General features: G+C 70.2%; 16 protein-coding genes, 1 rRNA gene and 1 riboswitch. Of the genes, 14 read left to right on the top strand and 3 right to left on the bottom strand.

Annotated features, from left to right (window positions below):
• From rrf to ACFY0D_RS30145, 11 genes are all read left to right on the top strand, one after another.
• Positions 1-93, top strand: a 5S ribosomal RNA gene (gene rrf / locus ACFY0D_RS30195); the annotation flags it as partial.
• A 140-nt stretch (positions 94-233) separates the two neighbouring features.
• A complete protein-coding gene (locus ACFY0D_RS30190; protein WP_390801171.1) occupies positions 234-824 on the top strand; it encodes a CDP-alcohol phosphatidyltransferase family protein in 591 nt (196 codons plus the stop codon).
• A 100-nt stretch (positions 825-924) separates the two neighbouring features.
• Entirely contained in the window at positions 925-3,420 is a 2,496-nt protein-coding gene (locus tag ACFY0D_RS30185; RefSeq protein ID WP_390801170.1) for a sugar phosphate nucleotidyltransferase, read from the top strand.
• Between the two features lie 109 nt (positions 3,421-3,529).
• Positions 3,530-4,438 carry a DUF881 domain-containing protein gene (locus tag ACFY0D_RS30180; RefSeq protein WP_390801169.1) on the top strand — a complete coding sequence of 303 codons (909 nt, stop codon included), beginning with the start codon at positions 3,530-3,532 and terminating at the stop codon, positions 4,436-4,438.
• Positions 4,435-4,767: a small basic family protein gene (locus tag ACFY0D_RS30175; protein WP_030010496.1), complete on the top strand. Its 333-nt coding sequence runs from the start codon at positions 4,435-4,437 to the stop codon at positions 4,765-4,767. Before ACFY0D_RS30180 ends, ACFY0D_RS30175 begins: the two co-directional genes overlap by 4 nt.
• Before the next feature lie 5 nt (positions 4,768-4,772).
• A complete protein-coding gene (locus tag ACFY0D_RS30170) occupies positions 4,773-5,762 on the top strand; it encodes a DUF881 domain-containing protein (RefSeq protein WP_390801168.1) in 990 nt (329 codons plus the stop codon).
• A gap of 85 nt (positions 5,763-5,847) precedes the next feature.
• On the top strand, positions 5,848-6,795 hold the full coding sequence (locus tag ACFY0D_RS30165; protein WP_301374854.1) for an FHA domain-containing protein: 948 nt from the start codon (positions 5,848-5,850) through the stop codon (positions 6,793-6,795).
• Between the two features lie 19 nt (positions 6,796-6,814).
• On the top strand, positions 6,815-7,588 hold the full coding sequence (locus tag ACFY0D_RS30160; RefSeq protein WP_390801167.1) for a MerR family transcriptional regulator: 774 nt from the start codon (positions 6,815-6,817) through the stop codon (positions 7,586-7,588).
• 51 nt (positions 7,589-7,639) lie between these two features.
• The gene (locus ACFY0D_RS30155) at positions 7,640-8,113 is read left to right on the top strand and encodes a bifunctional nuclease family protein (RefSeq protein WP_030009777.1); all 474 of its coding nucleotides are present in this window, start codon (positions 7,640-7,642) and stop codon (positions 8,111-8,113) included.
• A 180-nt stretch (positions 8,114-8,293) separates the two neighbouring features.
• Positions 8,294-8,932, top strand: coding sequence for a MerR family transcriptional regulator (locus ACFY0D_RS30150; RefSeq protein ID WP_390801166.1), 639 nt, complete (start codon positions 8,294-8,296; stop codon positions 8,930-8,932).
• 43 nt (positions 8,933-8,975) lie between these two features.
• Positions 8,976-10,430: a DNA polymerase IV gene (locus ACFY0D_RS30145; protein ID WP_390801165.1), complete on the top strand. Its 1,455-nt coding sequence runs from the start codon at positions 8,976-8,978 to the stop codon at positions 10,428-10,430.
• On the opposite strand, the gene ACFY0D_RS30140 is transcribed toward ACFY0D_RS30145, so the two are convergent.
• Positions 10,427-10,792 (bottom strand): PRC-barrel domain-containing protein, encoded by a 366-nt coding sequence (locus ACFY0D_RS30140; protein WP_189746224.1) that lies wholly within the window; start codon positions 10,790-10,792, stop codon positions 10,427-10,429. The genes ACFY0D_RS30145 and ACFY0D_RS30140 overlap by 4 nt on opposite strands.
• 112 nt (positions 10,793-10,904) lie before the next feature.
• Positions 10,905-11,003: riboswitch (glycine riboswitch) on the top strand.
• A 195-nt stretch (positions 11,004-11,198) separates the two neighbouring features.
• Here ACFY0D_RS30140 and gcvP point away from each other — a divergent pair.
• Positions 11,199-14,093: an aminomethyl-transferring glycine dehydrogenase gene (gcvP, locus tag ACFY0D_RS30135; protein ID WP_390801164.1), complete on the top strand. Its 2,895-nt coding sequence runs from the start codon at positions 11,199-11,201 to the stop codon at positions 14,091-14,093.
• A gap of 123 nt (positions 14,094-14,216) precedes the next feature.
• On the opposite strand, the gene ACFY0D_RS30130 is transcribed toward gcvP, so the two are convergent.
• On the bottom strand, positions 14,217-14,405 hold the full coding sequence (locus tag ACFY0D_RS30130) for a DUF5999 family protein (RefSeq protein WP_030009772.1): 189 nt from the start codon (positions 14,403-14,405) through the stop codon (positions 14,217-14,219).
• A 261-nt stretch (positions 14,406-14,666) separates the two neighbouring features.
• Positions 14,667-15,287 carry a hypothetical protein gene (locus ACFY0D_RS30125; RefSeq protein ID WP_390801163.1) on the bottom strand — a complete coding sequence of 207 codons (621 nt, stop codon included), beginning with the start codon at positions 15,285-15,287 and terminating at the stop codon, positions 14,667-14,669.
• Between the two features lie 487 nt (positions 15,288-15,774).
• Here ACFY0D_RS30125 and ACFY0D_RS30120 point away from each other — a divergent pair, with 487 nt between their 5' ends.
• Entirely contained in the window at positions 15,775-17,307 is a 1,533-nt protein-coding gene (locus ACFY0D_RS30120; protein WP_351154638.1) for a glutamate-cysteine ligase family protein, read from the top strand.
• A 191-nt stretch (positions 17,308-17,498) separates the two neighbouring features.
• Positions 17,499-18,338, top strand: a complete 840-nt coding sequence (locus tag ACFY0D_RS30115; RefSeq protein WP_390801162.1) for a CPBP family intramembrane glutamic endopeptidase — start codon at positions 17,499-17,501, stop codon at positions 18,336-18,338.
• The last annotated feature ends 53 nt before the right edge of the window (positions 18,339-18,391 follow it).

Genomic DNA, 18,391 nt, shown 5'->3' with positions numbered 1-18,391 from the left:
ACGCCCGGTTACATTCCGAACCCGGAAGCTAAGCCTTTCAGCGCCGATGGTACTGCAGGGGGGACCCTGTGGGAGAGTAGGACGCCGCCGAACAATCATTGTGGGAAAGCCCCGCACCAGCCCTTACGGGTTCGGTGCGGGGCTTTTCTGCGTTCAGGACACGTGTGCGGACTCCTGTAGGGTCAGGGGGCATCGAACGACCACATTTCTACCGTCACAGTGGAGGCCCCCGGGTGGAGGTCCAGGAGACTCGGGTTCAGACTGACCGAATTTTCACCATTCCGAACATCCTGAGCATGGCTCGCCTCGCCGGCGTGCCCCTGTTCTTGTGGCTGATCCTCGCGGAGCACGACGGGTGGGCCCTGGCCGTCCTCATGCTCAGCGGGATCAGCGACTACCTCGACGGGAAGCTCGCGCGGCGCTGGAATCAGATCAGCAAGCTCGGCCGACTGCTCGATCCCGCCGCGGACCGGCTCTACATCCTGTCGACGCTCTTCGGTCTTACTTATCGCGAGCTCCTGCCGCTGTGGCTCACCGGGGCGTTGCTCGCGCGTGAGCTGATGTTGCTGGTCATGGTGTGGATCCTGCGTCGTCACGGATATCCGCCGCCGCAGGTCAACTTCCTCGGCAAGGCCGCCACCTTCAACCTGATGTACGCGTTTCCCTTGCTGCTGCTCAGTGACGGAAGCGGCTGGTTGGCCTGGTTGGCCGCAGTTTTCGGATGGGCGTTCGCTGTATGGGGTACAACCCTCTACTGGTGGGCAGGAATCCTTTACGTGGTTCAAGTCCGCCGTCTGGTGAAGGCTGACACCACGGCCGATTGAGCCCGTCCGGCGCCGGATGACGCGGAGGAGTTGCGAAGTCACCGACCGAGACGGGTGATGGTCGGCACGACTGTCGTCTCCCAAGGAGGACTCTTCCGACATGAAGGCCGTCGTGATGGCCGGTGGCGAGGGCACGCGTCTTCGCCCCATGACCTCGAGCATGCCCAAGCCGCTCCTGCCGGTGGCCAACCGGCCGATCATGGAGCATGTGCTCAGGCTGCTCAAGCGGCATGGGCTCAGCGAGACCGTGGTCACCGTGCAGTTCCTGGCGTCACTCGTCAAGAACTATTTCGGGGATGGCGAAGAGCTCGGAATGGAGCTCACCTACGCCCATGAGGAGAAGCCACTCGGGACCGCCGGCAGTGTGAAGAATGCCGAGGAGGCCCTGAAGGACGACGCCTTCGTCGTCATTTCCGGTGATGCGCTCACCGACTTCGACCTCACCGATCTGATCCGCTTCCACAAGGAGAAGGGCGCCCTCGTCACGGTGTGCCTGACCCGGGTGCCGAACCCGCTGGAATTCGGCATCACGATCGTGGACGAGGAGGGCAAGGTCGAGCGGTTCCTGGAGAAGCCGACCTGGGGACAGGTGTTCTCGGACACCGTCAACACCGGCATCTACGTGATGGAGCCCGAGGTCTTCAATTACGTGGATCCGGACGTCTCCGTCGACTGGTCCGGTGATGTCTTCCCACAGCTGATGAAGGAAGGCCGGCCCATCTTCGGCTATGTCGCCGAGGGCTACTGGGAGGACGTCGGCACACACGAGAGCTACGTCAAGGCGCAGGCCGACGTGCTTGAGGGCAAGGTCCAGATCGAGATGGACGGCTTCGAGATCTCACCCGGGGTGTGGATCGCCGAAGGGGCCGAGGTGAGCCCCGACGCGGTGCTGCGCGGACCGCTGTACATCGGCGACTACGCCAAGGTCGAGGCCGGCGCCGAGATCCGAGAGCACACCGTCATCGGGTCGAACGTCGTCGTGAAGAGCGGGGCCTTCCTGCACCGGGCCGTCGTCCACGACAACGTGTACATCGGGCCCCACAGCAATCTCCGCGGCTGCGTCATCGGCAAGAACACCGACATCATGCGGGCCGCGCGGATCGAGGACGGGGCCGTCATCGGCGACGAGTGCCTCGTCGGTGAGGAATCGATCGTCCAGGGGAACGTACGGGTCTACCCCTTCAAGACCATCGAGGCCGGCGCCGTCGTCAACGAGTCGGTGATCTGGGAGTCCCGCGGCCAGGCGCACCTGTTCGGCGCGCGTGGGGTCTCCGGGATCCTGAACGTGGAGATCACTCCCGAGGTGGTGGTCCGGCTCGCCGGCGCGTACGCCACGACCCTGAAGAAGGGGGCGACCGTCACCACGGCCCGTGACCACTCGCGAGGCGCCAGGGCGCTCAAGCGGGCCGTGATCTCCGCGCTCCAGGCCAGCGCCATCAACGTACGGGACCTGGAGAACGTACCGCTGCCGGTGGCGCGGCAGCAGACCGCGCGCGGCAGCGCCGGCGGGATCGTCCTGCGGACCTCGCCGGGTGTGCCGGACTCCGTGGACATCATGTTCCTGGACGAGCGGGGAGCGGACCTCTCACTTCAGGGGCAGCGCAAGCTGGACCGGGTGTACGCGCGCCAGGAGTACCGGCGGGCGTTCCCCGGGGAGATCGGAGACCTGCAGTTCCCGGGCAGTGTCTTCGACGCCTACACCGGCTCGCTGCTGCGGCGGGTGGACACCACCGGCATCGCCGACGCCGGGCTCAAGGTGGTCGTGGACGCCTCGAACGGAAGCGCGGGGCTCGTTCTGCCCAGTCTGCTGGGGCGGCTCGGTGTGGACGCGCTGACGATCAATCCCGGGCTCGACGAGTCCCGGCCGACGGAGACCAGGGAGTCCCGGCGGGCCGGGCTGGTGCGGCTGGGGGAGATCGTGGCCTCGGCGCGGGCGGCCTTCGGCGTACGGTTCGACCCCGTGGGCGAGCGGATCTCGCTGGTGGACGAGCGCGGGCGGATCATCGAGGACGACCGGGCGCTGCTGGTGATGCTCGACCTGGTGGCCGCGGAGAAGCGCAGCGGCAAGGTCGCGCTGCCGGTGACCACGACGAGGGTGGCCGAGCAGGTGGCGGCCTACCACGGCACGCAGGTCGAGTGGACGACGACCTCGCCCGACGACCTGACCCGGGTGGGACGTGCGGAGAACACCATCTTCGGTGGAGACGGCCGGGGCGGCTTCATCGTTCCGGAGTTCAGCAGCGTCTTCGACGGTTCGGCGGCCTTCGTGCAGCTGCTCGGGCTGGTGGCGCGTACACAGCTCACGCTGAGCCAGATCGACGCCCGGATTCCGCGGGCCCACGTCCTCAAGCGGGACGTCTCGACGCCGTGGGCGGTGAAGGGGCTCGTCATGCGGCGGGTCGTGGAGGCGGCCGGCGACCGGCAGGTGGACACCACCGACGGGGTGCGGGTGGTCGAGGCCGACGGACGGTGGGCGCTGGTCCTGCCGGACCCGGCGGAAGCGGTCACCCACCTGTGGGCCGAAGGGCCCGACGACGGCACCGCGCAGGCCCTGCTGGACGAGTGGGCGGGCGTGGTGGAGAGCGCCGGGCAGTGAGTGCCGGCGTGCGATGACGTGGACGGAAGTCCGGTGGTCCGGGTGCGGGGAGTGCCGGCCCGGCCCACCGGATGGACGCATTGGGTGACTGCGCTGCCGACATGCGACGATGTGCGGCATGTCGCAGCCGCCCCACAACCGGACTCCGGCGTCTCCTGTGCCCGCGCGCCCGGACGCTTCAATGTCGCTGCTGACGCACGTGATGGACCACAGTCTCGACGAGGGCTACGCGGAGGCCGCGGCCCGGCGCGAGGCGGAGGGTACGGCGGGTCTGCCGCGGACCCTCAAGGCCAAACTGGGGCTCGCGGCCGGGCTCGTCGTGACCGCCATGGTCGTCACGCTGGGTGCGGCCGAGGCGCGGATAGCGGCGCCGGTGCTGGCCAAGGAGCGTCAGGAACTCATCGAACGGGTGGAGCGGGCGGATGACCGCGTGCACGGCCTGGAGCGTGACGTCGACCGCCTCAGGACCGATGTCGCGGCGCGCCAGCGTGCGGCGCTGAAGCAGCCCGGCGGGGGCCAGGGCGAGCTCGTGGCCCTGCTGGCGGGTGCCACGGAGGTCCGCGGGCCGGGGATCAAACTGGTGGTGGACGACGCGAAGGGCGCCTCGTCGGGCGGCGGTGGCAAACCGCGCGAGAGCTCCGGTTTCTCGGACACCGGCCGGCTCCGGGACCGGGACATGCAGAAGATCGTCAACGGGCTGTGGCAGTCCGGGGCGGAGGCCATCTCCATCAACGGACAGCGGCTGACGGAACTGTCGGCGATCAGAGCCGCGGGTGACGCGATACTGGTCGACAACAGGCCGCTGGTGCCGCCGTACGAAGTGCTGGCGGTGGGGGACAAGAAGCGGCTCGGCACGGCCTTCCAGGACTCGGCGGACGGACAGTACCTGCACGTGCTGCAGGAGAGCTACGGGATCCGTTACGCCCTGTCCCCGGCGGACGACCTGCGGCTGCCGGCCGCGTCGAGTCTGACCGTACGTACAGCTACACCGGCAGAGCAGCAGAAGGGTGCATCGTGATCGCGGTACTGGGCCTCTTGGCCGGAGTGGTGGCCGGACTTCTGGTCCGGCCCGAAGTGCCGGCCGTGGTGGAGCCATATCTGCCGATCGCCGTGGTGGCGGCGCTGGACGCGGTGTTCGGCGGCCTCCGCGCGATGCTGGACGGCATCTTCGTGGACAAGGTCTTCGTGGTGTCGTTCCTGTCGAACGTGGTCGTGGCCGCGCTGATCGTCTTCCTCGGCGACAAGCTCGGGGTCGGCTCACAGCTGTCCACGGGTGTGGTCGTGGTCCTCGGTATCCGCATCTTCTCCAACGCCGCGGCCATCCGCCGGCACGTGTTCCGGGCGTGAGGCCGATGAGTACGGACGACAGCCCCGAGGAGCCGGGAGGCGCGGGCCGTCCGCCGGAGCCCCCGAAGTCTCCCGAGCCTCCGAAGTCTCCTGAGCCCCAGCAGCCTCCGAAGTCTCCTGAGCCCCAGCAGTCTCCGGAGTCCGTGCGGCCTCCGGAGTCCTCGGAACCCCCGCAGTCCTCGGAACCCCCGCAGTCGCCTCAGCCCTCGCAGCCCCCGCAGCCCGCGCGGTCGCCGGAGCCGTCGGAGCAGGTCAAGGAGGCACCGGGGCAGCCCGAGGAGACCGGCCGGCAGCGACTCGCGGCCGGGCTGTGGCCGCCGCGGGTGAGCCGGGCCCAACTGATCGTGGCGCTGCTGCTGTTCGTCCTGGGGCTCGGTCTGGCGATCCAGGTCCGCTCCAACAGCGACTCCAGCGCGCTGCGCGGGGCCCGCCAGGAGGACCTCGTACGGATCCTCGACGAGCTCGACGGGCGGACCAAGCGCCTGGAGGACGAGAAGCAGCAGCTGGAGGACCAGCGCAAGGAGCTGGAGAACAGCTCCAACCAGGCCGAGGAGGCCCGCAAGCAGACCGTCGAGAAGGAACGCCAACTCGGCATCCTGGCCGGTACGGTGGCAGCCCAGGGACCGGGCATCACACTGAAGATCACGGACCCCACGGGTCAGGTGCAGTCCGACCAGCTGCTGGACACGCTCCAGGAGCTGCGGGCGGCCGGGGCCGAGGCGATCCAGATCAACGGGGTGCGCATCGTGGCGGGCTCGTACTTCTCGGATGAGGACGGCGGGGTCGCCATCGACGGTAAGAAGATCACACAACCCTATGAGTTCAAGGTGATCGGCAAGCCCCAGGATCTGGAGCCCGCGCTGAACATTCCGGGCGGTGTCGTCCAGACGCTGGAGAAGGAGCAGGCCACCGTTGCCGTCACACGGTCGGCGAAGATCGTTGTGGACGCCTTGCGGGCTGCGAAGCAGCCTGACTACGCTCGGTCGTCATCGTGATGATTCGGAGTGATGAGTGGAGCGTCCCACGCGGGCGGATGCCTGCGGGGGGTCGGCGCACCGAAGTCGCGGTGCGTGGTGGAAACTGTCTGGTGGTTACGGACGTTGTGAGAATGTCCGGGTCGGCAGGTGTCTGCATTCGGAGTTCGTCCTGCCCCACGGGCGGGTCTGTTTAGGTCAAGGGGAATCGCCCGTGAAGTTGTTTGAGAAGTTGTTCGGCAAGAAGAACCGTGAGGAAGGCGGCGCGGCACGGCACCGCGCCGGGCACGGGGACGTGGAAGGGCAGGGCGACCGGCCGCTCTTCCGCGACGAGGTCGCCGGAGCGGGTGATGTTTCCGGTGCCCCCGGCGCGTCGGCTGTTGACCCTGCTGGTACCGGACGCATAGGTTTCGGTGAACCATCAACCTCAAGTGCGGGTGGAGGGTTTGCCCCCGACCCGTATGCCACCAATGCATCCGCGGGGCATCCGCGGCGCGAGGAGCCGTCCATGTCGGCCGAGCAGATTTGCAGCAGGTGCGGACACCGCAGCGATGCGGCCAGTCGGTTCTGCTCGAACTGCGGTGCGCCGCTGCGGGCGGGTCTGACGCCGGAGCGTGCCTCGGAGACCACGTCCACGATCTCGATCTCGGGCCTGGAGGCCTACGAGGCCGAGGTGTCGGGACAACCGCACGTGTCGTCTTCCTCGCTGTCCCCCGAGGCGCAGGCCGCGGTGGAAGCGCTGCCCCCCGGTTCCGCTCTGCTCATCGTGCGGCGCGGTCCCAACTCCGGGAGCCGTTTCCTGCTGGACGGTGAGCTGACCACGGCCGGCCGCCACCCGCAGAGCGACATCTTCCTGGACGACGTCACCGTCTCCCGGCGCCATGTCGAGTTCCGCAGGAGCCAGGAGGGCGGCTTCACCGTCGCCGATGTCGGCAGCCTCAACGGCACGTACGTGAACCGGGAACCGATCGACTCCGTCGCCCTGCAGAACGGCGACGAGGTGCAGATCGGCAAGTACCGGCTGGTCTTCTACGCGAGCCTGCGGGGCATCTGACCCTTTTAGGGAAGGTTCCATGCTGCGTACCCCGACCGGCGGTGCCCCGCGAAGCGGCGCCGCCGGCACCGCCGGCCCGGCCGGGCGGCTGGTGAGCATCGGCACGGTGCTCGCCACGCTGCGTGACGAGTTCCCCGAAGTCACCATCTCGAAGATCCGTTTTCTGGAGGCGGAGGGGCTCGTCGAGCCCCGGCGCACACCTTCGGGATACCGCAAGTTCAGCACGGACGACGTGGAGCGGCTCGCTCGGATCCTGCGTCTGCAGCGTGACCACTACCTGCCGCTGAAGGTCATCCGCGAGCAGCTCGACGCGCTCGCCCGCGGGGAGCAGATCCGCATCCCGGCGCCCACCGCGCACGGGGACTCCGCCGATCCCGCCGGACCGGCGGCCGTCTACGGCGAAGTGGGGCGGGAACGGCCCACCGTGGCCCGGGTGGGCCGGGCCGAGCTGCTCGCGGCCGCCGGGGTGGACGAGGTGCAGCTGGTCGAGTGGGAGTCGTACGGGCTGCTGGCCGAGGGCACGGACGGCGGATTCGACGCCGAGGCGGTCACGGTGGCCCGGCTGGTGGCCGACCTGGGCCGTTTCGGGCTGGAGCCGCGGCACCTGCGTGCGATGAAGGCCGCCGCGGACCGCGAGGCGGGGCTGGTGGAGCAGGTCGTGGCACCGCTGCGCAGGCATCGCAACCCGCAGACCAGGGCTCATGCGGAGGCCACCCTCAAGGAGCTCGCGGGGCTTTCCGTACGGCTCCACGAGGCGCTCGTACAGACCGCTCTCGGGGTCCGGCTGCCCTGAGGTGGGGGGCCCGACTACCCAAACCTGCCGAGCAGGTCCTAGGGTTGCTGTGTGAACGAGCTCGACGTTGTGGGTGTCCGGGTGGAAATGCCCTCCAACCAACCGATCGTGCTCCTGCGTGAAGTGGGAGGCGACCGGTACCTCCCCATCTGGATCGGTCCAGGGGAGGCGACCGCCATTGCCTTCGCGCAGCAGGGCATGGCCCCTGCCCGACCGCTGACGCACGACCTGTTCAAGGACGTGCTGGAGGCGATCGGCGAGGAGCTCACCGAGGTCCGGATCACGGATCTGCGGGAGGGCGTCTTCTACGCGGAGCTCGTCTTCGCCAGCGGGGTCGAGGTGAGTGCGCGTCCTTCCGACGCCATAGCCCTCGCCCTGCGGACGGGGACGCCGATCTACGGCAGTGACGGCGTGCTGGACGACGCCGGAATCGCTATTCCGGACGAGCAGGAGGACGAGGTGGAGAAGTTCCGCGAGTTCCTCGATCAGATCTCACCGGAGGACTTCGGCACCGGCCCGCAGTGAGGTGTCGGCCGCGTCGTCCTCGGAGATCTTCAGGCCATTCGATTAGCCTTTCCCCGTAAAGGGATACGGGAAACCACTCTCAGGGTGATTATCACTCGGCGTGCCGAGTGTGGCGATCGTTGACGCACCCCTGGTGACTGCCTACCTTCGAGGTGGGCAGGTCAAGGACGGAGGGTCGGCGTGAGGATCACGGGCGACGGTACGACCGGGGGCACCCCCGCACGGAGTGAGGCTGGGCCGTACCCGCTGCGCGGCGGTGCGGTCGGGTCCGCGCGCCGTCAGCCGGAGTCGACGCCGGTCGGACCGGTGGGCGCAGACCCGGAGCCCGAGCAGATCGGATACCGCGGGCCGACGGCCTGTGCCGCGGCCGGCATCACCTACCGGCAGCTCGACTACTGGGCCCGGACCGGGCTGGTGGAGCCCAGCGTGCGGGCCGTCTACGGGGCGGGGACGCAGCGGCTCTACAGCTTCCGCGACGTCGTGGTCCTCAAGATCGTCAAGCGCTTCCTGGACACCGGGGTGGCGCTGCAGAACATCCGCACGGCGGTCCAGCACCTGCAGGACCGCGGGTTCTCGGACCTCGAACGGATGACTCTGATGAGCGACGGCGCCACCGTGTACGAGTGCACCTCGCCGGACCAGGTCGTGAGCCTGCTCCAGGGCGGGCAGGGCGTTTTCGGCATCGCCGTGGGCGTGGTGTGGCGCGACGTCGAGAGCGCGCTGTCGCAGCTGCACGGGGAGCGCGTGGACACCGGCGAGACCCTGGTGCGGCACAACCCGACGGACGAGCTGGCCGCCCGCCGCAACCGGGCCGTCTGACCCGAGCAGAGGCATTGTCAGTGGCGTAGGGCAGCATCGGGCTGTGAGAGCCGCGCCGACCATCCTGCACCTGGACATGGACGCCTTCTACGCCTCCGTGGAGCAGGCGTCGAAGCCGAGCCTGCGGGGCAAGGCCGTCATCGTCGGCGGCCTCGGACCGCGCGGGGTCGTCGCCACGGCCTCGTACGAGGCCAGGCGGTTCGGGGTGCACTCCGCGATGCCGATGGGTCAGGCGCGGCGGCTCTGCCCGAACGGCGCATACCTGATCCCCCGCTTCAGTCTCTACCGGCAGGTCAGCGACGTGGTGATGGCCATGCTGCGGGAACTGTCGCCCCTGGTGGAGCCCCTGAGCCTGGACGAGGCCTTCGTGGACCTGGAGGCGGGCGGGGTGGCCTTCGACTCGCGCAGCGCGCGCGAGACGGGGGAGCGGCTGCGGGCCGACATCCGGGCCGCCACGGGGCTCAGCGGGTCGGTGGGGCTGGCCGGGTCGAAGATGCTGGCCCAGGTGGCCTCGGAGGAGGCCAAGCCGGCCGGACTGCTGCTGATCGAGCCGGGGACGGAGCGCGAGCTGCTCGCGCCGATGTCGGTACGGACGCTGCCCGGGGTGGGGCCGGCCACGGGCGAGCACCTGCGCCGGGCCGGCATCACCACGGTGGGGGAGCTGGCGGAGGCCGGGGAGGACGAGCTGGTCCGGATGGTCGGCCGCTCGGCCGGTGCCGGGCTGTACCGGATGGCGCTCGGGCTGGACGACCGGCCGGTGGTCGCGGAGCGCGACGCGAAGTCGGTGTCCGTCGAGGACACCTTCGACGTGGACCTGCACGACCGGGTACGGATCCGCGGCGAGGTGCAGCGCCTCGCCGACCGGTGCGTGCAGCGGCTGCGGGGCTCGGGGCACTCGGGGCGCACGATCGTGCTCAAGGTGAGGCGGTACGACTTCTCCACGCTGACCCGGTCCGAGACCCTGCGGGGGCCCACGGACGACCCGGCGGTGGTGCGTGAGGCGGCGGCGCGGCTGCTGGAGGGCGTGGACACCACGGGTGGGGTGCGGCTGCTGGGAGTGGGGGTGAGCGGGCTGGCGGACTACACGCAGGAGGACCTGTTCGCGCAGTCGCTCGCCGCTGAGCCGGACGGGGCGGATGGTACCGACGGAGCGGACGGGACCGAGGGCGCGGACAGGACGGACGGGGCCGGAGGGGAAGCGGTGGCGGCCGGTGCCGCAGAGGCGGCGGCCGAGGGTGCCCAGGGGGCCGCCGGGCCGCCCGGGGACCCGGAGCCGGCCCCCGAACGGCGCTGGGCGGCCGGGAGCGACGTACGGCATGCCGTGTACGGGCCCGGATGGGTGCAGGGCAGCGGGGTCGGGCGGGTGACCGTGCGGTTCGAGCAGCCCGGATCGGAGCCCGGCCGGGTGCGGACCTTCCGGGTGGACGACCCCGAGCTGGAGCCGTCCGAGCCGCTGCCGCTGGTGGGGGCCGACGCGGATCCGGAGGACACCCCTTAGCTTTCGTCCCCCGCCAGGCGGCCGAAGTCGCGGTTGAAGTCCGAGGGCAGCGTCGTGTCCAGTCCGTAGTGGTGGTAGAGCTGCAGCTCCTGTTCGGGGGAGAGGTGGCGCCCGACACCGAAGTCCGGGGCGTCCCTGATGAGGGCGCGTTCGAAGGGCACCCGCAGGGTGTCACCCACCAGCTCGCTCGGCTCCAGCGGGACGAAGGCGTCCCGGCTGAAGAGCCCCGTCCGGACCGCGGCCCACTCCGGGACGCCCGTGGCATCGTCGAGGTAGACCTCGTCGATCGTGCCGATCTTGGTGCCATTGCGGTCGAACGCCTTGCGGCCGATCAGGCTGCGCGGATCGATGTCGGTCTGCACGGTCCCTCCAAAAGGTCGCAACTGCTCCGTAATGACTACAGAAGTGCATATCCGCAGCGGAGGCCACTCGGGGAGGGTCCGGATCCTCGCTGGTACCCTGGTGAACGGCTGTCGACCCTGTGCGGGAGAGTCCTCCGAGTGAGCAAGACGGAGGCGCCGAAGGAGCAAATCCTCCCCGGAATCTCTCAGGCATACGTACCGCACGGACGAGGCCACTCTGGAAAGCAGGGCGGGTACCGGGCGCGCAGTGCCGGTCCCCCTCCTCACCGACGGTGAAAGCCGGAACTCTCGGGAGACCCCCGTGACTCCGGTGAAACTCTCAGGTGCAGATGACAGAGGGGGAGGCCGTCCGGGTGCCCGCGCCGTGGTGCCCCTCGCAGGTCATACGACCAGGAGGCCTCCGTACATGACCGCCAACCGCATTCCGCTCTCCCAGCTGGAGCGAGGCATCCCCTTCGAACAGCGCCACATCGGCCCGGATGCCGAGGCGCAGGCGAAGATGCTCGCCCAGGTGGGCTACGGCTCCCTGGACGAACTGACCGCCGCCGCGGTCCCGGATGTGATCAAGACCGCCGACGCGCTCGACCTGCCCGAGGCGCGTACCGAGGCCGAGGTGCTCGCCGAGCTGCGCTCGCTCGCCGACCGCAACCAGGTCCTCTCGCCGATGATCGGTCTCGGCTACTACGGGACCTTCACGCCGCCGGTGATCCTCCGCAACGTCATGGAGAACCCGGCCTGGTACACGGCGTACACGCCCTACCAGCCGGAGATCTCCCAGGGCCGCCTCGAAGCGCTCCTGAACTTCCAGACGGTCGTCGCCGAGCTGACCGGGCTGCCGACCTCGGGCGCCTCGCTGCTCGACGAGGGCACCGCGGCCGCCGAGGCCATGACCCTGGCCCGCCGCGTGGGCAAGTCCAAGGGCAACGTCTTCCTGGTGGACGCCGACGCGCTGCCGCAGACCATCGCCGTCATCGAGACCCGCGCCGAGCCGATCGGCATCGAGGTCGTCGTCGCCGACCTGTCCGCCGGCATCCCGGCCGAGGTCGCCGAGCGCGGCATCTACGGCGTCCTGGTCCAGTACCCGGGTGCCTCCGGTGCCGTCCGGGACATCAAGCCGGTCATCGACCAGGCGCACGAGCTCGGCGCCATCGTCGCCGTCGCCGCGGACCTGCTCGCGCTGACCCTGCTCACCTCCCCCGGTGCGCTCGGCGCGGACATCGCCGTCGGCACCACCCAGCGCTTCGGCGTCCCGATGGGCTTCGGCGGACCGCACGCCGGTTACATGGCCGTCCAGGACAAGCACGCCCGCTCGCTGCCCGGCCGCCTCGTCGGCGTCTCCGTGGACGCGGACGGCAACAAGGCGTACCGCCTCGCGCTGCAGACCCGTGAGCAGCACATCCGCCGTGAGAAGGCCACCAGCAACATCTGTACCGCGCAGGTGCTGCTCGCCGTCATGGCCGGCATGTACGCCGTCTACCACGGCCCGGACGGCCTGCGGACGATCGCGAGCCGCACCCACCGCTACGCCACCCTGCTCGCCGCCGGTCTGACGGCCGGCGGGGTCGAGATCGTGCACGGCTCGTACTTCGACACGATCACCGCCCGCGTGCCGGGCCGTGCCGCCGAGGTCGTCGCCGCCGCCCGCGAGGGCGGGGTCAACCTGTTCCAGGTCGACGCCGACCTCGTCTCCGTCGCCTGCGACGAGACCACCCTGAGGGCCGACGTCGAGGCTGTCTGGGCCGCCTTCGGTGTCCCCGGCTCCGCCGCGAACATCGAGGCGCTGGACGCGACCACGGTCGACACGCTGCCCGAGGGCCTGCTGCGCTCGGACGCCTACCTGACGCACCCGGTCTTCCACCAGCACCGCTCCGAGACCGCGATGCTGCGCTACCTGCGCAAGCTCTCGGACAAGGACTACGCGCTGGACCGCGGCATGATCCCGCTGGGCTCCTGCACCATGAAGCTCAACGCGACCACCGAGATGGAGCCGGTGACCTGGCCCGAATTCGGTCAGCTGCACCCCTTCGCGCCGGTGGAGCAGGCCGAGGGCTACCTCACGCTCATCAACGAGCTGGAGGAACGTCTCTGCGAGGTGACCGGCTACGACAAGGTCTCCATCCAGCCGAACGCCGGCTCCCAGGGTGAGCTCGCCGGCCTGCTGGCCGTCCGCGCCTACCACCGGGCGAACGGCGACGAGCAGCGCACCGTCTGCCTGATCCCGTCCTCCGCGCACGGCACCAACGCCGCCAGCGCCGTGATGGCCGGCATGAAGGTCGTCGTCGTCAAGACCGCCGACGACGGCGAGGTGGACGCGGCCGACCTGCGCGCCAAGATCGAGCAGCACCGTGACGAGCTCGCCGTGCTGATGATCACGTACCCCTCGACGCACGGTGTGTTCGAGGAGCACGTCGCCGACATCTGCGCCCAGGTGCACGAGGCCGGCGGCCAGGTCTACGTCGACGGTGCCAACCTGAACGCCCTGGTGGGCCTGGCCAAGCCGGGTCACTTCGGCGGCGACGTCTCGCACCTGAACCTGCACAAGACCTTCTGCATCCCGCACGGCGGCGGCGGTCCGGGCGTCGGCCCGGTCGGTGTCCGGGCGCACCTGGCCCCGTACCTGCCGAACCACCCGCTCCAGCCGGCCGCGGGCCCGGAGACGGGCGTCGGCCCGATCTCGGCCGCTCCGTGGGGTTCTGCGGGCATCCTGCCGATCTCGTGGTCGTACGTGCGCCTGATGGGTGGCGAGGGCCTCAAGCGCGCCACCCAGGTGGCGGTGCTCGGCGCCAACTACATCGCCAAGCGCCTGGAGCCGCACTACCCGGTGCTCTACACCGGCCCGGGCAACCTGGTCGCGCACGAGTGCATCATCGACCTGCGGCCGCTGTCGAAGGCCACGGGTGTGAGCGTGGACGACATCGCCAAGCGTCTGATCGACTACGGCTTCCACGCGCCGACCATGTCCTTCCCGGTCGCCGGCACGCTGATGATCGAGCCGACGGAGTCCGAGGACCTCGCCGAGATCGACCGCTTCTGCGACGCGATGATCGCCATCCGCGCCGAGATCGAGCGGGTCGCGGGCGGCGAGTGGCCGGTGGACGACAACCCGCTGGCGAACTCCCCGCACACCGCGGCGGCGCTGGGCGGCGAGTGGAACCACCCGTACACCCGGGACGAGGCCGTCTTCCCGGGCGGGGTCACGGCCGCCGAGAAGTACTGGCCGCCGGTGCGCCGCATCGACGGTGCGTTCGGTGACCGGAACCTCGTGTGCTCCTGCCCGCCGCTGGACGAGTACGACGCCTGAGGTGTTCCGCGTCGTACGGCCGCCGTATGACGGCCGTACGACATGAACAAGGGGCCGGTCCGGGAGAGTCTCCCGGACCGGCCCCTTCGTCGTTCGCTACGGTCGGCCGGACAGTTCGATCGCCTAGGCCGCCGCGAGCGGGCGGTGCGGGGCGATGATCTGGCCGTCCGGCAGCAGTTCACCGGTGTCCTCGAAGAGCAGGACGCCATTGCACAGCAGGCTCCAGCCCTGCTCCGGGTGGTTGGCCACCGGGCGCGCGGCCTCCCGGTCGGCGGATTCGGCTGACGGGCAGGCTGGCTGGTGCTGGCACATGGATGCGTTCTTTCGCTGCGGTGTGGTCTGTGTGCTACGGCTCGATGCGTGATTCATGGCCGTCCCCCTGGGTCATCCCCGCACCCGCGGGGAGCGTGTCATCAGTCTTCCCCCATGACAGCCGCTTCGCAGGTATTTCCCGGCAGCTGTCCTCACAGATTGATGACGCATCACTCGTGCGGGCGGTTCAGGCCAACTCCCCTGTCATTTCGGATGGTTCGCAAGTGGCCCGGGTGGACTAGGCCGAATGGGTGATTCGGGTCAGGCGGCGGGCGCGGCCAGGGAGGGAGGCGCCGCCGTCGGTGCCGGGGTCAGCCGCCGGGTCAGTACGGGCAGCAGCTCGGAGACCGGATGCGGCCGGTACGCGGCGATGCCGGGCGGGGCCGGGGCGAGGGGCACCAGCAGGTCCTCGCCGGCCGGCAGTCCGGCGGCGGCGTCGGCACCCACCGCCCCGTGCAGCCACAGGGTCAGCATGTAGAGCTCCGGAACCGACAGCAGCCGTGGCTGGTAGCCGGTGGTGAGGGATTCCGCCTGGCGCAGGGCGCGTTCGGTGGCCGCGACATAGGGGCCCTCGAAGAAATGGGAGAAGACCCAGCCGTCGGGAGTCAGCCGGGTGTCCGCCGCCGCGATGTAGCGGTCCCCGCTGCGGATCAGGAACCGCCAGCCCGTGAGCCGGGTACGCGGCGGCCTGCCGCCGGCCGCGAGGGTGGACATGCCCAGCCGGTCGAGGACGTGGACCGGAAGCGGGAGTTCGGCGGTCAGCGGCCCCTGGTTCGCGCGCAGGGCCGGGGTGTGCGCCTCGTGGACGGCGGTGGGGGAACCGAGTGCCGCGAGGACGCTGCGCAGGGCGGGCGCGGGAGCCGGAGGGACATGCAGCGGCATGGTGGGTCGCCTCTCACTTGGGAGACCGGTGGAACGGGGGCAGGTGCGGACTCGCATTCTGGGGCCAGAGGGGGGCCGAGGGGCAATGGCCGCGCGCCAACTCTCTGCCTCGTTTGCGGAGTTTATACGACATGTGTTCACGCAGTGTTTCGGCTAGCTGTCCCGCCTATTGCCGACAAGACGCTTACCGGACCCGCTGACATGGCATTCATGCCGGATGCACGCGAACATGTCGCGCTGACCTCGGAGGTTACCGGACGGGGGCTCGGCTGGAAAGCGCCGGTTATCCGAACGGGGCAAAGTCTAAGAGGAATTTGCATACCGCGACTTGCCACGTGAATGTGCCGAAGCGCCCTTCGGCCAAACCGGCGCGCGCTCCTCGTCACGCACGCCCCCCGCGCGTTATGGATCACGCTGCCGGGGCATCATCGACCGTAACGCGCGCCTGGGTGTACCGGGCCAGGCCCACTCGAGGAGGGACGCTTCGATGGGGGAGAAGGTCGTGGCAGGCGGATTCGACCTGTCCGATCGGCAGCGGTATCGAAGGAAGCTTCACGAGTGTCTGGAGGGACTGGAGCGGCTCCTGGCGGAGAAGAGGTTCGATCGCCCGAAGAACATGATGGGACTGGAGATCGAGCTGAATCTCGCGGGTGCCGACGGGTTGCCGAGAATGCTGAATGCGCAGGTGCTGGAGCGGATTGCGAGCCCAGATTTCCAGACCGAGCTGGGAATGTTCAATCTGGAGGTGAACGTCCTTCCGCACCGGCTCGGCGGCCGGGTTTTCGACCAGCTCGCCGAGGAACTCAGCGCCGGGCTGGGCTATGCCCACCGGCAGGCCGCGGAGATCGACGCCGGAGTGGTGATGATCGGTATTCTGCCGACGATCTCCCGCGCCGACCTGGTCGCCGCGAACCTGTCGGCGGTGGACCGCTACTCGCTGCTCAACGAGCAGATCCTGATGATGCGCGGGGAGGACTTCACGCTCGACATCGACGGCGTCGAACGGCTGATCTGGACCTCCGGGTCGATCGTGCCGGAGGCCGCCTGCACCTCCGTACAGCTGCATCTGCAGGTGACCCCGGCCCGGTTCTCGGCGGTGTGGAACGCGGCCCAGGCCGTGGCCGCGGTGCAGATAGCCGTAGGCGCCAACTCGCCCTTCCTGTTCGGGCGTGAGCTGTGGCGGGAGTCGCGGCCGCCGCTGTTCACGCAGGCCACCGACACCCGGCCGCCCGAGCTCCAGGCCCAGGGCGTGCGGCCGCGCACCTGGTTCGGGGAGCGGTGGGTGGACTCGGCGTACGAGCTCTTCGCCGAGAACGTCCGCTACTTCCCCGCCCTGTTGCCGATATGCGACGAGGAGGAGCCGCTGCGGGTGCTCGCCGAGGGCGGGGTACCGGGGCTGCAGGAACTGGTCCTGCACAACGGCACCGTCTACCGCTGGAACCGGCCCGTGTACGGGGTCGCCGACGGGGTGCCGCACCTGCGGGTGGAGAACCGGGTGCTGCCGGCCGGGCCGACGGTCGCCGATGTCGTCGCCAATGCCGCCTTCTACTACGGGCTCGTACGCACCCTCGCGGACGAACCGCGCCCGGTGTGGACCCGGCTGCCCTTCGCCGAGGCGGAGGCGAACTTCGACGCGGCCTGCCGGTACGGGATCGACGCGCGGCTGCGGTGGCCGCGCCGGGGCCGGGCCGGGGGGCTGGCGAGCGTGCCCGCCGTGCGGCTGGTCCTGGACGAGCTGCTGCCGATGGCGGCGGCGGGGCTGGACGCCTGGGGCATCGAGCCCGCGGACCGGGACCACTACCTCGGCATCATCGAGGAGCGCTGCCGGCGCCGGGTGAACGGGGCGACCTGGCAGGTGGACACCTACCACCGGGCGCTCGCCGCCGGACTGGAGCGGGACGAGGCGCTGGCCGCGACGACCCGGCGGTACACCGAGCTGATGCACAAGGGCGACCCGGTGCACACCTGGCCGGTCGGGCTGACGGAGGAGGTGAGCGTCCCGGCGCCCGTCGTGCGCTGACCGGCCGCGGGGCGGCGCGGGGAGGAGCGGGGCGGAGCAGGGCGGAGCGGGGCGGTGCCCCGCGCCGCCGTCCGTCGGTCGGCCCCGCGCCGCCGTCCGCAGCCGTCCGCCGCTGTCCGCCCGTCCGCCGCCGTCCGGTGATCCCGGTGCCAGGCCCCGCAGTGATCCTCCCGGCCCCGTGAGGAGGCAGTATGGGGTGGTCGCAACGGGATGGCAGGACGGAGTCGGGCGTGCGGACGGAGCCGGAGCCGGTGTTCGTGGAACTGGACGAGGACGGGCGGCGGAGCCTGCTGCGCACCGAGACGCTGCTCGTCCTCGCGCTGTCGCTGGGCGCGAGCGGGGTCTCGGCGCTGATCAGCTTCATCGGCTCGCTCACCAAGCCCGGCGGTCTCAAGGACCAGGCGGCCACGCTCAACGGCTCCTACGCCCCGGGCCGGCCCTGGCTGGACCTCGCCTGGCAGCTGTTCGGCATCGCGAGCGCCCTGGTGCCCGTACTGCTCGTGGCGCACCTGCTGACCCGTGAGGGCGCCCCCGGGCTACGGGTGCTGGGCTTCGACCGCACCCGGCCCTGGTGGGACCTGGGCCGGGGCGCCCTCGTCGCGGCCGGCATCGGCAGCGCCGGGCTGGCCTTCTACCTCGGCGCCCGGGCCACCGGATTCAACCTCACGGTGGTGCCGGAGGCGCTGCCCGACGTGTGGTGGAAGTTCCCCGTACTGATCCTCTCCGCGCTGCAGAACGCCGTGGTGGAGGAGATCATCGTGCTGGCCTACCTGCTGCGCCGGCTCGGCCAGCTGGGCTGGTCGCCGATGGCCGCGCTGCTGGCCAGTTCGGTGCTGCGCGGCTCGTACCACCTCTACCAGGGCATCGGCGGCTTCATCGGCAACGTCGTGATGGGCGTCGTCTTCGTCCTCGCCTACCGGCGCTGGGGCCGGGTGGGACCGCTCGTCGTCGCGCACGCACTCCTCGACATCGTGGCCTTCGGCGGGTACGCCCTGCTCGCGGGCAAGGTGGGCTGGCTGCCGACGCCGTGACCCGGCGCGGGCCCACCCGATCGGACCGTCCGGGCGGTGGCGGACGCCGGAGC

It is taken from the genome of Streptomyces sp. NPDC001502 (genome assembly GCF_042894785.1).
GTDB classification, from domain to species: Bacteria; Actinomycetota; Actinomycetes; order Streptomycetales; family Streptomycetaceae; genus Streptomyces; species Streptomyces kutzneri.
The sequence above is the reverse complement of the archived record's forward strand: the minus strand, read 5'-3'. Positions and strand labels throughout refer to the sequence as shown.

Coding starts and splice junctions, on each gene's coding strand:
- ACFY0D_RS30185 (WP_390801170.1), top strand. CDS start 925: ATGAAGGCCGTCGTGATGGCCGGTGGCGAGGGCACGCGTCTTCGCCCC.
- ACFY0D_RS30180 (WP_390801169.1), top strand. CDS start 3,530: ATGTGCGGCATGTCGCAGCCGCCCCACAACCGGACTCCGGCGTCTCCT.
- ACFY0D_RS30170 (WP_390801168.1), top strand. CDS start 4,773: ATGAGTACGGACGACAGCCCCGAGGAGCCGGGAGGCGCGGGCCGTCCG.
- ACFY0D_RS30160 (WP_390801167.1), top strand. CDS start 6,815: ATGCTGCGTACCCCGACCGGCGGTGCCCCGCGAAGCGGCGCCGCCGGC.
- gcvP (WP_390801164.1), top strand. CDS start 11,199: ATGACCGCCAACCGCATTCCGCTCTCCCAGCTGGAGCGAGGCATCCCC.
- ACFY0D_RS30130 (WP_030009772.1), bottom strand. CDS start 14,405: ATGTGCCAGCACCAGCCAGCCTGCCCGTCAGCCGAATCCGCCGACCGG.
- ACFY0D_RS30125 (WP_390801163.1), bottom strand. CDS start 15,287: ATGCCGCTGCATGTCCCTCCGGCTCCCGCGCCCGCCCTGCGCAGCGTC.
- ACFY0D_RS30120 (WP_351154638.1), top strand. CDS start 15,775: ATGGGGGAGAAGGTCGTGGCAGGCGGATTCGACCTGTCCGATCGGCAG.
- ACFY0D_RS30115 (WP_390801162.1), top strand. CDS start 17,499: ATGGGGTGGTCGCAACGGGATGGCAGGACGGAGTCGGGCGTGCGGACG.